The organism is Caulobacter sp. S45, assembly GCF_009765965.1.
GTDB lineage: Bacteria > Pseudomonadota > Alphaproteobacteria > Caulobacterales > Caulobacteraceae > CAHJWH01.
Map to the genome: position 1 here is coordinate 154,453 of NZ_LMUL01000001.1, position 15,338 is coordinate 169,790.

Genomic DNA, 15,338 nt, shown 5'->3' on the forward strand with positions numbered 1-15,338 from the left:
CATCCGGCAACTAGGGAGTCCGCCATGACGCCGCGTGTAAGAGAAATCCTGAGCTGGTACGGCGCCGAGAACGTCGGGACGCTGACCAACCTGGCGCGCATCCTCAACCACGGCCGGTTGGGAGGCACGGGCAAGCTGGTGATCCTGCCGGTGGACCAGGGGTTCGAGCACGGCCCGGCCCGCTCCTTTGCGCCCAATCCTGCGGCCTACGACCCACGCTACCATTTCGAGCTGGCCATCGAAGCGGGCTGCAACGCCTACGCCGCTCCGCTGGGCTTTATCGAGGCCGCCGCGCGGGACTATGCGGGCGAGGTCCCGCTGATCCTGAAGGTCAACGACGACGACGTCCTGCTGAGTGAGAAAGACCCCAACCAGGCGCTGACCAGCAGTGTTCGGGATGCGCTTCGGCTAGGCTGCTGCGCCATCGGCTTCACCATCTATCCGGGCTCGGCCCATCAACTGGAGATGTTTGGTCAGCTGCGCGCCTATGCCGAAGAAGCCAAGGCCCATGGCCTGGCTGTCGTGGTGTGGTCCTATCCGCGAGGGTCCGATCTCAGCAAGGAGGGGGAGACCGCGATCGATATCGTCGGCTACGCCGCCCAGATCGCCGCCCAACTCGGCGCCGACATCATCAAGGTGAAGCTGCCGACGGCCCACCTGGAGCAGGTGGCGGCGCGCGAGGTCTATGAGAAACAGCAGGTCGCCATCGCCAGCCAGGCGGATCGGGTGCGCCACATCGTTCAGTGCGCCTTCGCCGGGCGCCGCATCGTCATCTTCTCGGGCGGCGCCGCCAATTTCGACGACGACGCCCTGCTGGAGGAGATTCGGGCGATCTATTCGGGTGGCGGCTTCGGCTCGATCCTCGGCCGCAACTCTTTCCAGCGGCCCAAGGACAAGGCGCTGAAGATGCTCGGTGAGGTCATGGACATCTATGCGGGCGCCGCGGCCTAGCCATGCCGGCTGAAGGCGTCATCGTCGCTCCCTCGATCCTGTCGGCCGATTTCGGGCGATTGACGGAGGAGGTGCGCGCGGCGGACGCCGCCGGCGCCGACTGGATCCATGTCGACGTGATGGACGGCCGCTTCGTGCCCAATATCTCCTTCGGGCCGGTGGTGTTGGAAGCGGTCCGGCGCGCCACCGACAAACCGCTCAACGTGCACCTGATGATCGTCGAACCGGAACGCTATCTGACGAGCTTCGCCAAGGCTGGCGCCGACCACATCCTGGTCCAGGCCGAACCCGCCTCGACCACCCACCTGCACCGCACGCTTTCCCAGATCCGCGAATTGGGCAAGAAGGCGGGCGTAGTGCTGGACCCGGCCACCCCGGTCGAGTGGATCGAATATGTGCTGCCCCTATGCGACGTGGTGCTGGTGATGACGGTCAATCCCGGGTTCGGCGGCCAGGCGTTTCTGCCCGACATGCTGCCCAAGATCCGCAAGCTGCGCCGCCTGTGCGACGAGCGCGGCCTCGAACCCGTGATCGAGGTCGACGGCGGCCAGAATGCGGGCCATGCGCGGGAGGCCGTGCAGGCCGGCGCCACCGCGATTGTCGCGGGCAGCGCCATCTTCGGCGCGCCGGATTACGCCGCGGCGATCACCGCCATTCGCGAAAGTTGCAGCTCATGAACGGCCGTGCGCCAGAAATCCGGACCTGGCCCGACCCGGCCGCTCTAGCTCAAGGTGTCGCCGATTGGCTGCTCGATCTGGTGCTGGCCAAGACAGGGGTGTTCAGCCTGTGTCTGTCCGGTGGCTCGACCCCCAAGGCGCTGTACCACCTGCTGGGACGGGCGCCCTATCGCGACTGCTTTCCGTGGGAGCGAATCCACCTGTTCTGGGGCGACGAGCGTTTCGTGCCTGCGGACGACGCCCTCAGCAACTACAGGATGGTGCGCGAGACGTTACTCGATCTGGCGCCGATCCCACCCGGGAACGTCCACCCCGTACCCACGTGGGGCGCGGACCCCGAGGTTGCGGCGGCCGCGTACCAAAAGGATTTGCAGGCCTTCTACGGGGCCGATCGTCTTGATCCGACCCGGCCTCTGTTCGACGTCAACCTGCTGGGCTTGGGCGCTGACGGACATACCGCATCTCTTTTCCCTGACACCAAGGTTCTCGCCGAGCGCACGCTTTGGGTCGACGCGGTTGTCGGGGCGAAGGCCGAGGCTCGCATCTCCTTGACCTATCCGGCGCTTGAGAGCAGCCGCCATGCGGCGTTCCTGGTGGCCGGTAAGGAAAAGGCGGCGGTCCTCGCCCGAGTGCTGCATGGCGATGAGAGCCTGCCGGCCGCAAATCTGCATCCAACGGGCGATCTGTGGGTTTTCTGCGACACGGCGGCCCAGGGGGCCCCGTGACCGACGTGCCGCTGAAGCCGGTGCGCTTGGAGCCTATCGCCTTTTGTCCCTTGCTCGTGGGCAACTGGAAAATGAATGGGCTGGGCTCAGCCGTGGCCGAAGCCCGCGAGGTCGCGGAGGCGCTTAGGGCCGAGCCGGTGCGCGCTCGGGTCGCGATCTGTGCGCCGGCGACCCTGATCGAACGGCTGGCGCGGGCCGTGAAAGGGTCGGCCCTCATCATCGGCGGCGAGGACGTCCATCCGGAGGCGAGCGGCGCCTTTACCGGCGATGTCAGCGCCGCGATGCTGGCGGACGCAGGTGCGCGCATGGTGATCGTCGGCCACTCCGAGCGCCGGCAGGCCTATGGCGAAACGAACGCCCTGGTCGCGCACAAGGCCATGGCGGCTCTGCGCGGCGGCTTGGAGCCGATCATCTGCGTGGGGGAAACACTGGCGGAGCGTGAGGGCGGCCATGCCCTGGATGTCGTTTGCCGACAGGCCCGCGGATCGGCGCCTCTGGCGTCGGACGGCATGGCCTTTTCCCTCGCGTACGAACCGATTTGGGCGATCGGCGGTGGTCAAATCCCCACGCGAAATCAGATCGAGGAAATGCATGGGGCGTTGCGGGAGGTTTTAATTGAAATGTTCGGTGTGCCGGGCGGTGTCGTTCCAATACTTTATGGCGGTTCGGTTGATCAGGGCAGTGTCGCCAATGTTCTCAAAGCGCGGGAAGTGGGTGGCGCCTTGATCGGCAGAGCGTCCTTAAGCGCAACGGAATTTTTGAGCATCGTGCGTGCAGCGGAATAAATGCCGCTATGAGCCGGAGATGCCCTGATTTTTGGGGAGATATGAGGCCTGCGATTTGAAGCCCTGTCTGGGGATAGGCTGCGGTTAGTTTGACGGTGCCGGTTCAAGGTGTTCCTGCGTCGATTGCGCCCTCGGGCAGCATACGTCCCAGAATGCCGTTCTTGCCCCAGATGAGGTGGAAGGCGACCGCGCTAAGATGCAGGACAATCAAACCGTAGACGGGCCATTGGCCGAGCGCGTGCAGGGTGGCGAACAGATCGGCCAGCTCTTGATTCTTGGGGAAGAGTTCTGGGGTGGCGATCAGGTTGAACAGCTTGATCGGATAGCCGTCATAGGCGCTATTCATGAAACCCGTGATCGGCATCCAAAGCATCAGCCCGAAGAACAGCCAGTAGGTGAGGTGCGCCAGCGCTCTGTCCCAGGCTGCGATCTTCGGGGGGTAGGCGGGCGGACGGTCGATGAAGCGCCATACGATCCGAAACAGGGTCAGCAGCAACACGGCCAGGCCCAGCGTCTTGTGCCAGTTGTAGGTCGCGTGCTGCAGGGACGACCCTACCTTGGCGTTGGTCATCACCCAGGCCAGCGGCAGGACGGCGAACATGCAGAGCGCGGTGATCCAGTGAAGGGCTTGGTTCAGGGCGGAGTAGCGGGGCTGCATCATGGCTCCTCGTGAAGACGCTCGCTTCGGCGAGCGCGCACTCGTTTCGGGCGAGACGGTGAGCTTGCGTCCCGCTGGCCAGGGCGGAGAGGGCATGGTCGAGGCGGGGTCTTCATCCCGTCGTCCCAGCGCAACTGTCGCTCGACGTGGGACATGGCCCAATGTCGACCGTTTGATCCGTTGGTGTCTGGACGAGGGCGGAAGGTTCAATCCGATCGGTCTTGTGGAATTACCCGTGGGCTGAATTCTCGCCGCCCCCTCCTGGGCTCAATGGACGATGACGTGGCCCTTCATGCCGAACATGGCGTGGAGCGGATGCGTACAACGCATCTCGTAGTCGCCGGCTTTTCCGGTGGCGAAGGCGACATCCACCGTCTCGCCCTTGGGAACCTCGATGTCGCCGTCCCGCACCTTGTCGGCCGAGCCAGGTGCGAAGGTTACGGTACGAAAGAAGGCCTTGGCGCTGAGATCATGCGCGACGCCGCCGACATTGCTCACGCGCAGTACGTAGCTATGGCCCTGCTGCAAATCGATGCTGGCGGGACTGTAGTGGAACTCGGTCAGCTGCACGGGGATGACCGTGGGCTCCGCCGGTTGAGCGTACACGCGTGCGGCGGCCGTAATCAGTCCGAAAGCCAAGGCGGCCCCGCCGAAGCGCTTCGTCGTCGAATTCATCTGTAACTCCAATCAAGGGCGGTTTCCGCTCGGGAGCAAAGACGTCGACCAGACGCGTCGCTCCGACACTTCCAACACCTGGGCGCGAACCCGCCCGCCTCGCCCAGTCAGCATCCTCAGGGCGAGGCGACGGCGCGGGGCGGGCGGGGTGGTGGCGCGGCCTCAGGCCGCGCCACCGATCCCGGGGCAGAGGGCTGGGGGCGCCCCGGAATGGGTTGCGGTGCGAACCGCATCTCTACGGCCTTCGTTGAATTTCGCGGACGAGGGCGTTGCGCCTCTACCGTTCCGTAAGTGCCGGGCCGTCGGCCATGCGTTCAAAGCGATGGAGAAAAAATCCTGATCAGAAGAAGCCTGTGGCGCTGAGGATCAGCGCATTGTTCTTTTGTCTGAAGTTGATCGGATATTCGACCTTGGAGGTCACGCCCGTCCACGCCAGCCGCAGCTCGGCGTGATGCAGCTCCCAGACGGCTCCTGCGCCCAGATCAAAATGTTCACGGTCGCTTTCCGCGCCCTTAGAGCTATCCAGCGGCGTCAGCGCTCCAGCATGTCCATAGAGTCGAAGTTGGGGGATCGGTCGGTACGCGGCGTTCAGGTCCAGATAGGCCGTGCTGACGCCCTGGTTCAGGTAATCGGGGGATATGTAGACGCGTGCGCTGATGTCGTGGACGGACACCCCGCTGTAGAACTCGCTGTAATCGGCCCGGTAGCGTTCGGTGGAAGCTTGCTTGTAGGTCGTATTCTGAGGTGAACGCAGCAGGGTCGAGGCGGGGATATAGAGGGTGATCTGGGTGTTGGTCGCGCCTACATCCCAGATCCATCCATTGGGGAGTGGCTTGGCGAAGCCGAGATAGGCGATGTAGCCTAGCGGCTGGACGCCATTGCGAGCGGTGTCGCCGAGGATGCCGGATAGACCGCCGTAGGCGCCGCTCGCATGATCATAGGTTAAACCGAACCGTATATCCGGCTTGGCGTCGTTCAGCGAAACGCCACGTACATTGTACTGGGACTCCACCGTCGCACTCGCGCCGAGTTGCGCCCTCGCATCAGTAGGCTTGATCAGTTGCAGAGAGATAATTGACGATATGAATATAAATATACGAGCCGATGACGACCACGTATTACTTATGAGCGATCGACAAGTGCTCACGTGAAAGGCCGCAGTCGCAATCACATGACCCTGACGTTTGCAGAAGTGTCGCACATGCGTTGATCGTATCACCGTGATAAGCGACCACAAGGGCTGAGGCGTTGTGGACTGACGGCGTTCTCTGCCGGACCAAGGCGAACAAGCCGCTCACATGCGCCGCCGCATACGAGCTGCCGTTGACGAGGAACCACCGATTCCCGGTTTCTGTCGTGGGAACATCGCGTCCCGGCGCGCCGAAAACGCCGGCGACGTGCGGATCGGCTGTTTCGTCGGCCACAGCCACGACGCCTTTGTGGGAGGCCGGGAAGCCGCCGTTGGGCAGGTTACGATCATAGGCGGCCACGACGATGATCTTGTCGGTCAAGGCGATATCGACCAACCGGCCCAGTAGCAGGTCGGGCGGCCCGCTGAGGCTCATATTGATGATCTGGGCCTTGTGGGAGATCGCGAAATCCAGCGCCTTGGCCAGGCTGAGGCTATCGCAAAGTGTAGGCGCGGTGCTTTCCGCCTCGCCGGCCCTGGGCGTTTCCTGCCAGCAGGCCCGCAGTCCCATAAGCCGAGCCTGGGGTGCGACCCCCGCCATTCCCAGATTGTTGTCGGCATGCGCGGCGATCACGCCGGCCACGCCGGTGCCGTGGTCTTCGGGAATGTCGGGTCGATCCGGAACGAAGTTCTTGGTTAGCTCGATTTGGCCGACCAGGTCTCGGTGTGTTGTCTCGATGGCGCTGTCGATGACGGCGATGCGGACGTCGCGACCGGTCGATATCTGGTGAAGCTCCGCCAGACGCCATTCCCGCGCGGCGGGCTGGACCCGATATAGCGGGTCGTTGTGGGCGATTGGTTCGCCCTTGGCGTGGTAGGTGTGCAGGGGTTCGGACCAGGAGACGCCCGGATCACGCCCAAGACGCGCCGCCACCTCTTCGGGGGAACGATCCGCAGGGACGGTCATCAGATAGCAGTCCACGCCCAGGACGGGCATCGGCCACTCGTCGGCCACCGACACGCCCTGTTCCTTGGCTAGACGGCGTGCAATCCGCCAACGGGCGCTCCGACCCTCGCCATCGCCATAGCTCCCGCCGTAGCCATCGGGCCGGAAGTGCTGAGGGGCCATCCGCAGCATAACCAGGACCTGCTGGATCGGCGCGGCGGGCGCCGGCTGATCGGCCAGCGGCGTTTGCGCCAATCCCAGGCTTGCGGACGCGGCGACGAGGAGGCCCAGGACCAGGGGACGTAGGGAGGACAGCATCAGCGGCTCATCCCGCATCCACCGGCTCGGCCAGGACGACCTGGGTCTGCCGGCGCAGTTTCACCAACGCGGCCGGGCGTCCGGCGCTTGGAACGTAGAGTAGGTAGGCGTCGGCCTCCGTGGGACCGTCGACCAGGCGCGCATCGTTCGACTTCAGGATCGCGCGCAGGTCCTTCTCGGGGGTTTCCGGACGGAAGATCACCACGATATTGGCGGCGCGACTCGCGGGCGCCGAGCCCAGCGCATGGTAACGAGCTGGTTGCTCGATCCGCCAGATGGCTCCGCCCATGACCAGCATCAAGCAAAACTGAGCCGCGACAGCCCAGCGCAGCCAAGGCGTCTCGGCGCCAGCGCGTGGGGCGAGAATCCGCTCGATCCATGCCTTTAGGGGCGACCCTTTTGGCGCTTCCCTTTCGAGCTGCCGGCTGATCGCCGCCCAACCCTGCTCGACATCGAAGGACGAGCCTGACGCCGGCAGGGCGGTGAGGTGCGCGGCCAGGACGACCTCTTCGCGCATATCGGCTTGGCATTCCGCGCAGTGGTCGAGATGCGCCCGGATCTCAGCCTGTTCCGCCCCTTCGAGGCGGCCGGCGGCGTACCAGGGCAGCAGCGCCTTGAGGTCCCTGTGGTGGTCCCGGGGCAATGGAATGATGCGTCGCGTCATGCTCGCCTCACAGCCAATCCGTCAGGCCGCCTGGCAGGGCGGTCTTGAGGTTACGCCGGGCATGGAACATGCGCGTCTTAACGGTATCCACAGGGCAGGCCATGATCTCCGCGATTTCCTTGTACCCGAACTCGTGGAAGTAGGTGAGGTCCACGACGGTGCGATGGTCGGCGGAAAGCTGGCTCATCGCGCTCAGCAGCGCCTCCTGGACTTGGCGCCGGCCCAGTTGCTGTTCCGGGCTAGCCTCATCGCTCACCCGGGTCTCGGCGCCCTTGTCTTCGATCGGCTCGTCGAAGCGGGACCGCGCCCGAAGCGCCTTGCGGTAGGCGATGGCGAACACCCAGGTCGAGAGCTTGCTCGCCCCGGTGTAGCTGTCTGGCCGACGCCACACCGCCATCAGGGTGTCGTTCAGGACCTCCTCCACCATTTCCGGTTTGCGCAGCAGATTCGAGAGGAACCGCGTCAGCCTGGGATGGTAGATTCGGTACAGTTCCTCGAACGCCCGGCGCTCTCCCGCCGCGATGCGCCGGAGCAGGCGCGCCTCGTCCTTTGGTGCGCTCGCCGTGGCCGCGCTTACATCGTTACGCTTGAGGACGCTTTGAATGCTCACCCGCCGCACCTTTCTTGCTCATTAGTGCTCTTGTGTGGGCATAGGGTTCAAAGCTGTGGCATCCTGATGTTCGGCGTCACGCCATAGGCAGCTTGCCAACGATTTCGAAATACACCACCTTCGATCGTTAATAACAGCGCGTGGCTCCGGAAGTAGCGGCCATCAAGCACCGCCACGCACTCGGTCAATTCTTATTGGCCTAGAGTTTAGATGCGTAAAATCCTCCAAGGCGCCTGAGAGCGCTTCGACATCCTAGAACCAGCTGCGTACGCCGGCCGTGAACCGAAGATCGTCGGGGCGTTCGTTGTCCGCTCGCGCGAAGTCGGCCGAGCGGGCGAAGCGCTTCTCGTAGGTCAGGCCGACATAGGGCGCGAACTTGCGGCTGATCTCGTAGCGCAGGCGTAGGCCGGCATCGAGGTCCGACAGCCCCGAGCCCGTGCGCCGGGCGGAGTCGCTGCGGGTGTACAGGTTCAGTTCTGCCTGGGGCTCCAGGACCAGGCGTTGGGTGAAGCGGATCTCGTTGGAGGCCTGGAGCTTGGCGGCGTAATGGCCGGTGTCGCTGGCGTAGCCGGTGGCCGAGACGGTGAAGAAATAGGGCGCGAAACCCTCGATCCCGAACGCGCCCCAGCCCCGTCCGGGCCGGGAGTCCAGATCGTAGCGGGCGCCGGCCTGGAGGTCGAAATAGGTCGTGACCGGGCGGTCGTAGAACAGCTCCTGCTGGCCGTCCTCGACCTTGCCGCGGGTGACCTCGCCCTCGCTCTTCAGCCACAAGCGGTCGAAGTCCCCGCCGACCCAGCCTTCGCCCTCCCAGCGGAAGCTCTGGTCCGCGCCCAGACGGCCCTCGAACTCGTCCAGAAGGCCGTGCACGAACAGCCGCCGGTCGTCGACGGGATAGCCGAACGGCGAGGCGGAGTTGGGATCGGCGCCGGGCGTCTGGGCCAGGGCGGGCGAGGCGGTGACGAAGGCCGCAACCCAGGTCGCCGTCAGAATGAGGCCGCGCATCAGGCCACCACCACAGTGCGGAACATGCCGGTGTCCATGTGGTACATCAGGTGGCAGTGGAAGGCCCAGTGGCCCGGCGTGTCGGCGCTGACCAGATAGCTCAGCCGCTCGCCCGGCTTGACCAGCACGGTGTGCTTCAGCGGACGATGTGCGTCCTGGCCGTTTTCCAGTTCGCTGAACAGGCCGTGCAGGTGGATCGGGTGCTCCATCATGGTGTCGTTGATCAGCACGAACCGCACCCGCTCGCCGAGCTTCAGCCGGATCGGCTCGGCCTGGGCGAATTTTTTGCCGTCGAAGCCCCAGCTCCAGCGCTGCATGTTGCCGGTGAGGTGGAAGACCAGCTCCCGCGTCGGAGGGCGTGTGTCGGGCGCGGGGGAGAGCGCCTTCAGGTCGGTGTAGACCAGGGTGCGCCGGCCGTCGTGGTCCAGCCCGGTTCCAGCCTCGCCCTGACGGTCCTGGGTCTCCATCGCCACGTTGTCGACGTTCACCGCGCCCTTGAGCGCCGCGGCCGCGACCCCGTCGGCGTTGGCGCTGGGGACGTTCGGTTTCGGGGCGGCGGAGGTCATCCCCTTCATCCCCGCCATGCCGGACATGCCCATGCCCTTCATCCCGGACATATCCATCCCGGCCATGCCGTGGCTCATGTCCATGCCGGGCATGCTCGACATATCCATTCCCGGCATCCTGGCCATTCCGCCCATGCCCATGTCGGCCATGCCGCGCACGGGGCGGGGGTCCATCGGCGGGACGGGCGCGCTCATGCCCATGCGGGGCGCGAGCGTGGCGCGGGCGTAGCCGGAACGGTCCATGGCCTGGGCGAACAGGGTGTAGGCGTGCGCCCCGGTGGGCGTGACGATGACGTCGTAGGTCTCCGCCGTGCCGATGCGGAGCTGGTCCACCTCCACCGGCTCCACGTCGCAGCCGTCCGCCTGCACCACGCTGAGCTTCAGGCCCGGAATGCGGACGTCGAAGATGGTCATGGACGAGCCGTTGATCAGGCGCAGCTTCACCCGCTCGCCCGGCGCGAACAGGCCGGTCCAGTTGGCGCGGGGCGGGGCGCCGTTGACCAGGTAGGTGTAGATCGCGCCGCTCACGTCCAAGATGTCGGTGGGCGTCATGCGCATCCGGCCCCACGTCGACCGTTCCCGCCAGGTCGCGGCCATGCCGTCCTGCTTCACCTCGTGCACCAGGTCGCCGACGGTGCGCTGGCCGTAGTTGTAGTAGTCGCCCTGTTGCTTGAGGTTGGCGACGATGCTCATTGGGTCCACGTCGGTCCAGTCGGTGAGCAGGATCACGTGCTCGCGGTCGGCCGGGTGGGGATCGGCGCCGCGCGGCTCGACGACCAGGGCGCCGTGGAGGCCCATCTGCTCCTGCATGCCGGAGTGGCTGTGATACCAGTAGGTCCCCGCCTGCTTGACCGGGATACGGTAGGTGAAGGTCTCGCCCGGCATGATGCCGTGAAAGCTCAGCCCCGGCACGCCGTCCATCTCGGCCGGCGCGCGGATGCCGTGCCAGTGGATCGAGGTCGGCTCCGACATCCGGTTCGACACGTTCAGCGTCACCGTATCGCCCTCGCGCCAGCGCAGGGTCGGGCCGGGCGCCAGGCCGTTGACGCCGCAACCCATCCGCATCCGGCCGGTGACGTTGACGTGGGTCTCGGAGATGGCGAGGTCGAAGCGATCCCCGCTTAGGACGGCGGGATCGGCGGCGCGCGCCAGTCGGGGCGAGAAACCGGCGCCGCCGACGGCTGCGAGCGCCACGCCCTGCACGAACCGGCGGCGGGAGACCGATGGCCGCCGGGTCATCGGTCGGACCGGCTGAACACTTCGATCAGCTCCGCCACCTTACGGCGCTGCTGCTCGGGGTCGCCGCTGAGGATGGCCTGCTCGACGCAAGAGCCGAGGTGGTCCGCCAGGATGACCTGCTCGACCTTGGCCAGGGCGGCGCGGGCGGCGCGGACCTGGGCCACCACGTCGAGGCAATAGCGGCCGTCCTCCACCATCTGGGACAGGCCGCGCACCTGGCCTTCGATCCGGGCGAGCCGGGTGGTGATCGTCGTTTTCGTCTCGGACGTCATGGGCGCCTGATACCCCGTCAGGGTATGCGCGGCAATCCGAACGTCCTTGGATTTCGAGCGCACGGAAGTGAGGAAGGGCTTGGTGGGAGCCGAGCGAGGGACGGGTGCGCCTTCGTCCAGGCGGCGGGTGCTTTATGGCCCGACGGCCCAGCACATATTGTTCGTTTACGCCGCCTCCGATTAGGGCTGCGCGATGAAGTGCGTCCAAGCCATCGTCGCCCCGCTCGAAGCCGACGTTGTATGCGAGGCGCTCTTCGACGCTGGCATCCAGCAGTTCACCACGACAGACGTGCGCGACTATTGCCCCGGCAAACGACCGGCTGAAATCTATAAGGGCGTCCGATACGCGATGCACTACGTGCCGCGGGTGAAGGTCGAGGTCGTGGTGCGCTCCGACTTGACGGATCGGGTCATCGCCCTGATCCGCGCCTCGAGCATTACCGACAAGATCTATGTGCTTTCGGCCGAGCCGGCCCTGTGTGTCCGCATGGGTGAAGGCGCACGCGCGGCGTAAACCGTCTGCGCGGTTCCCACGGCGGCGTTCGATCCGCCGTGGGTTTTCACCGATGCTTGGCGAGCGGGCTTGGTTAGAAGTCCGCCGTGATGCCGAAGAAGAAGGTTCTGCCGAGCGCGTCGTAGGTGCCCGGGAAGGTGTTGCCGTTGCCCAGCGACGGTCCGGCCGCCGGGAAGGTGACGGCGTCGACCACCGGCGGGTCCTTGTCGGCCAGGTTGTTGATGCCCATCCGCGCGGTCAGACCGTCCTTGATCCGGTAGGTGGCCGAGAAGTCGACATAGTTGTAGGCCGGGATATTGGCGTCGACGGCGTCGAAGGTCGCCTTGTGCAGCAGGGGATTGCTCGAATTGCCGTCGAAGCTGGTGCCCCCGATGTAGCGCCAAGCCAGCGACAGGGTGAACGGCATGGGCGGCGACCACGTCAACCGGACGCGGTGACGCCACGCGGGCAGGGGCTCGCCGCAGGTGTCGCTGCCGTACAGGCCCTGGCAGTTGTAGGTCGGTCCGCCCGACACGGCCTGCTTGATGAACTCGGTCGTGTAGGTGCCCTGCAGCGAGAAGTCGAACACGCCGACATTGGGCACGTTCATCCAGTCCGTCGGCCGGAACCGATAGGTGGAGTCGATGTCGATGCCTTCGGTGCGCAGGAAGCCGGTGTTGATCTCGGTGGCGGTGACGAAGCCCTGGGTGCCGAAGATGCCGCCGCCGGCGGGGTCGCGGTGGATCAGGCTGCAGTAGACGGGGCTGCCGGTGGCGATGCACTGGTTCAGCGTCACGCTGGCGCCGCCGACGCCCGCGGTGATGATGTTGCTCACCTTGATGTCGAACCAGTCGACGGTCAGGGTGAAGCCCCGGAAGAAGGTCGGTGTGAACACCGCGCCGATGGTGAAGGTGTCGGCCTTTTCCGGCTGCAGGTTGACGTTGCCGCCGGTGAGCTGCGAGCACTGGCCCGATGCGCACTGGATGATGCTGCCGTACTGGGCCGCGGTCACCCCCGTGCGCTGGCATTGGGCCAGGGTGGCGGTCGGCGTCGCGCCGGCGCAGGGGTCGGAGCCGGAGAAGAGGCTTGGGGCCTGCGCGGCGAACAGCTCGTTGACGTTGGGCGCCCGCACCGCTCGGCTGTAGCCGCCGCGGAAGCTGAGGTCGGTCACGGCCTGGTAGACGAACTGGCCTTCGAACGTGTCGGTGCGCCCGGCGGTGGAATACTGCGAGAAGCGGTACGCGCCGTCGAACGACAGGCTCTTGATTAGGGGCTTGTCCTGGACGAGCGGCACGCGCGCTTCACCGAACAGCTCGTAGACGTCGAAGCTGCCGGAGTTGGCGATGGTCGGGCCGCCGGAACCGCCCAGGTCGCCGCTGCTGAGCTCCTCGTCGGTTCTGAGGGCCAGGTTCTCACGACGATACTCCGTGCCGAACGCCACGCCGACGCCGTCGGTGGCCAGCGGGCTCTTGAAGCCGTACTGGCCGAGGTCGCCGGTGATCGAGGCGCTGGCCACCTGTTCGATCGTCTGTCCCGCCTCGAAGCCGGGGGTGTAGACATAGGCCAGGGAGGCGGGCGTCAAGCCGTTGACGTTGAAGACGTTCAGCGGCACGCAGCCCGCGGCGCCGCTCATGCAGGTGCCGTTGGGGTTCACCAACAGGGCGTTCTGGACCTTGGTGTTGGAGACGCTGTTGATGCTCTCCTGGGACGAGATGGCGGTGCCGTACTGCAGGTAGGCGTCGTAGTTCCAGCCCGGCGCGATCTCACCCTTGGCGCCGATGTCGATCTTGTAATCGGTGTGGCGAATGTCGGTGATCCGGGGCTGCGCGCCGTCGTTGAGGAAGCGGTAGGCCGCGTTCACGTTCGCGATGTTGGCGGTGCCGGCCGAGCTGCCGCAGAGCGCCGCGGCCTGGGTGGCGGACAGCAGCGGGTTGTTGCAGTTCACCTTGAAAGTGCTGGACCCGGGCGCCGCACTGCCGGCGAACAAGCCGCCCGGAGCGATCTGGGCGACGGTATGGTCGTCGGCGAACATGAAGTCCGAATACAGCTCGACGTGGTCGTTCACCCGGTAATGGGCGAAGTAGCCGGCGGTGTAGCGGTCGTCCTCGCGCTGGATATAGTTCAGCGGCGCGCTGCTGTAGGAGAGCAGGCTGTTGTACGGGACGAAGGTGCTGGTCCCGTTGGGGTTGTTGGACAGGGTGCCGGTGTTGACGCCCTGCGCCGCCAAGGTGGCAGGTGTGCTGGCGATGGCGCTCCCGCTGGGATTGGACAGCGAGGTCACCACGAAGTGGCCGAAGTTGGTGTTGCTGGAGCCGGTGCAGGTATGGGTGTCGGCCACGCCCGGCGTGGTGGTGATCGTCGCGGTGATGGAGCAGGCGCTGTAGGATCGCGTGTTCTCGGTCACCGGCTGCATGTTGCGGTATTCGACATAGGCGGTGACGTTGCCCTTGTCGTCGGGCGTGTTGGCGCCGAAGATCGCCGTCACGTCCATGGTACGGCCGTCCACCACGCTGCTCGGGTAGGTCGCCTTGGGACCCGGGGTGGCGGCGTTGAAGGCGGAGATGGCGCTGTCGACCGAGCTGTTGGGGCCGTTGGTGTGCTGGGCGAAGCCGCCTTGGACGTCGAGGCGCACGCCCTGGAAGTCATGCTTCATGATGAAGTTGACGACGCCGGAGATGGCGTCCGAACCGTAGATGGCCGAGGCGCCGCCCGTGGTGACTTCGACCCGGTCGACCAGCTGGGCGGGGATGTTGTTCAGGTCGGGCACGGGGTTGTTGGGATCGCCCGGCATCAGGCGACGACCGTCGACCAGCACCAGGGTGCGGTTGGCGCCGATGTCGCGCAGGTTGACTGTCGCGGTGCCGTTGGAGCCGTTGGCGACCGAAGAGCTCTGGGCGGAGAAGGCCTGGGGCAGGCTGTTGATCAGGTTTTCGACGTTGGTGGTGCCCTGGAGCTTGATTTCCTGGTCGCTGACGACCTGCAATGGGCTCGGGCTGGTGAGGCCTTTCTGGGCGATCCGGGAGCCGGTGACGACCACTTCTTTGACCGCGGTGGTGGAGGCGGCGGCCTCGGGGACCTGGTTCACGGACGGCGTCGCGGCGGTCGCGGGCGGCGCAACATCGTTTTGAGCGGTCTTGATCGTCTGGGCGCTGGCTTGGGCCCCAAACGCCAGCAGGCTGACGCCAGCCATCATAGTGGAAGCAAGCAAACGCTCACGCACGCCGTCGCGCTTCATTTTAGTATCCCCCTCAAGCTTCAGTGCTTCAATTTCAGAAATACAAAGATTTAGCTCATCGACATGGCGGCGACCGGAGTTGTTATAACATTCGGTCGGAATAGACGTGCTCACGCCGGCAACCTAGTCATTCCTCCCCGAGGAAAGGCTAGGTGCAAGTATCAAATATGCGTCGTCCGTGTTGCGTTTATCGCAACGCCCCTTCAAACACGCGGACAATGCATGTCTTTAAGGAGGTTCGCCCTACTTGACGGCTTATTCAATGAGCAACTTGGCTTGCGTTGTCGATTCGCAGTCGACGCCTAGTCGTATAATTTTACCGTGTCATATCCGCAACGGCATGTTGGTGGTAGCCGGCTCGGTTGGTGAGGTTGGCATGTACGAATGCTCGTT

General features: G+C 65.3%; 15 protein-coding genes. 5 read left to right on the forward strand and 10 right to left on the reverse strand.

The window, feature by feature from the left end; all coding sequences use genetic code 11:
- The first annotated feature begins 24 nt into the window (after positions 1–24).
- Genes GSQ87_RS00640 through tpiA form a run of 4 tightly spaced genes read left to right on the forward strand, consistent with a single transcriptional unit; the run spans position 25 to position 3,138 of the window.
- Positions 25–951 (forward strand): class I fructose-bisphosphate aldolase, encoded by a 927-nt coding sequence (locus GSQ87_RS00640; protein WP_158912633.1) that lies wholly within the window; start codon positions 25–27, stop codon positions 949–951.
- 2 nt (positions 952–953) lie between these two features.
- Positions 954–1,628, forward strand: coding sequence for a ribulose-phosphate 3-epimerase (rpe, locus tag GSQ87_RS00645; protein ID WP_158912634.1), 675 nt, complete (start codon positions 954–956; stop codon positions 1,626–1,628).
- On the forward strand, positions 1,625–2,353 hold the full coding sequence (pgl, locus tag GSQ87_RS00650; RefSeq protein WP_158912635.1) for a 6-phosphogluconolactonase: 729 nt from the start codon (positions 1,625–1,627) through the stop codon (positions 2,351–2,353). The genes rpe and pgl overlap by 4 nt, the downstream gene beginning before the upstream one ends.
- Positions 2,354–2,358: 5 nt before the next feature.
- Positions 2,359–3,138 carry a triose-phosphate isomerase gene (tpiA, locus tag GSQ87_RS00655; protein WP_256375859.1) on the forward strand — a complete coding sequence of 260 codons (780 nt, stop codon included), beginning with the start codon at positions 2,359–2,361 and terminating at the stop codon, positions 3,136–3,138.
- A 103-nt stretch (positions 3,139–3,241) separates the two neighbouring features.
- Here tpiA and GSQ87_RS00660 read toward each other — a convergent pair whose 3' ends face one another.
- From GSQ87_RS00660 to GSQ87_RS00700, 9 genes are all read right to left on the reverse strand, one after another.
- Positions 3,242–3,799, reverse strand: coding sequence for a cytochrome b (locus GSQ87_RS00660; RefSeq protein WP_216838873.1), 558 nt, complete (start codon positions 3,797–3,799; stop codon positions 3,242–3,244).
- Between the two features lie 264 nt (positions 3,800–4,063).
- Positions 4,064–4,471 (reverse strand): cupredoxin domain-containing protein, encoded by a 408-nt coding sequence (locus tag GSQ87_RS00665; protein ID WP_158912637.1) that lies wholly within the window; start codon positions 4,469–4,471, stop codon positions 4,064–4,066.
- Positions 4,472–4,811: 340 nt separating this feature from the next.
- Complete coding sequence (locus tag GSQ87_RS00670) at positions 4,812–5,690, reverse strand: TorF family putative porin (RefSeq protein ID WP_371416623.1); 879 nt, start codon at positions 5,688–5,690, stop codon at positions 4,812–4,814.
- Positions 5,590–6,864 carry a S8 family serine peptidase gene (locus GSQ87_RS00675; RefSeq protein ID WP_158912639.1) on the reverse strand — a complete coding sequence of 425 codons (1,275 nt, stop codon included), beginning with the start codon at positions 6,862–6,864 and terminating at the stop codon, positions 5,590–5,592. The genes GSQ87_RS00670 and GSQ87_RS00675 overlap by 101 nt, the downstream gene beginning before the upstream one ends.
- Positions 6,865–6,871: 7 nt before the next feature.
- Positions 6,872–7,528, reverse strand: a complete 657-nt coding sequence (locus GSQ87_RS00680; RefSeq protein ID WP_158912640.1) for a zf-HC2 domain-containing protein — start codon at positions 7,526–7,528, stop codon at positions 6,872–6,874.
- A 7-nt stretch (positions 7,529–7,535) separates the two neighbouring features.
- On the reverse strand, positions 7,536–8,138 hold the full coding sequence (locus GSQ87_RS00685; protein WP_216838874.1) for a sigma-70 family RNA polymerase sigma factor: 603 nt from the start codon (positions 8,136–8,138) through the stop codon (positions 7,536–7,538).
- A 252-nt stretch (positions 8,139–8,390) separates the two neighbouring features.
- Complete coding sequence (locus GSQ87_RS00690) at positions 8,391–9,140, reverse strand: copper resistance protein B (protein ID WP_158912641.1); 750 nt, start codon at positions 9,138–9,140, stop codon at positions 8,391–8,393.
- Complete coding sequence (locus GSQ87_RS00695; RefSeq protein WP_158912642.1) at positions 9,140–10,945, reverse strand: copper resistance system multicopper oxidase; 1,806 nt, start codon at positions 10,943–10,945, stop codon at positions 9,140–9,142. The genes GSQ87_RS00690 and GSQ87_RS00695 overlap by 1 nt, the downstream gene beginning before the upstream one ends.
- Positions 10,942–11,217, reverse strand: a complete 276-nt coding sequence (locus GSQ87_RS00700) for a metal-sensing transcriptional repressor (RefSeq protein WP_158912643.1) — start codon at positions 11,215–11,217, stop codon at positions 10,942–10,944. Before GSQ87_RS00700 ends, GSQ87_RS00695 begins: the two co-directional genes overlap by 4 nt.
- Before the next feature lie 193 nt (positions 11,218–11,410).
- Between GSQ87_RS00700 and GSQ87_RS00705 the strand changes: the two genes are divergently transcribed.
- Positions 11,411–11,731 carry a P-II family nitrogen regulator gene (locus GSQ87_RS00705; protein WP_158912644.1) on the forward strand — a complete coding sequence of 107 codons (321 nt, stop codon included), beginning with the start codon at positions 11,411–11,413 and terminating at the stop codon, positions 11,729–11,731.
- Between the two features lie 73 nt (positions 11,732–11,804).
- On the opposite strand, the gene GSQ87_RS00710 is transcribed toward GSQ87_RS00705, so the two are convergent.
- Positions 11,805–14,945 carry a TonB-dependent siderophore receptor gene (locus GSQ87_RS00710; protein WP_158912645.1) on the reverse strand — a complete coding sequence of 1,047 codons (3,141 nt, stop codon included), beginning with the start codon at positions 14,943–14,945 and terminating at the stop codon, positions 11,805–11,807.
- Positions 14,946–15,338: the final 393 nt, after the last annotated feature.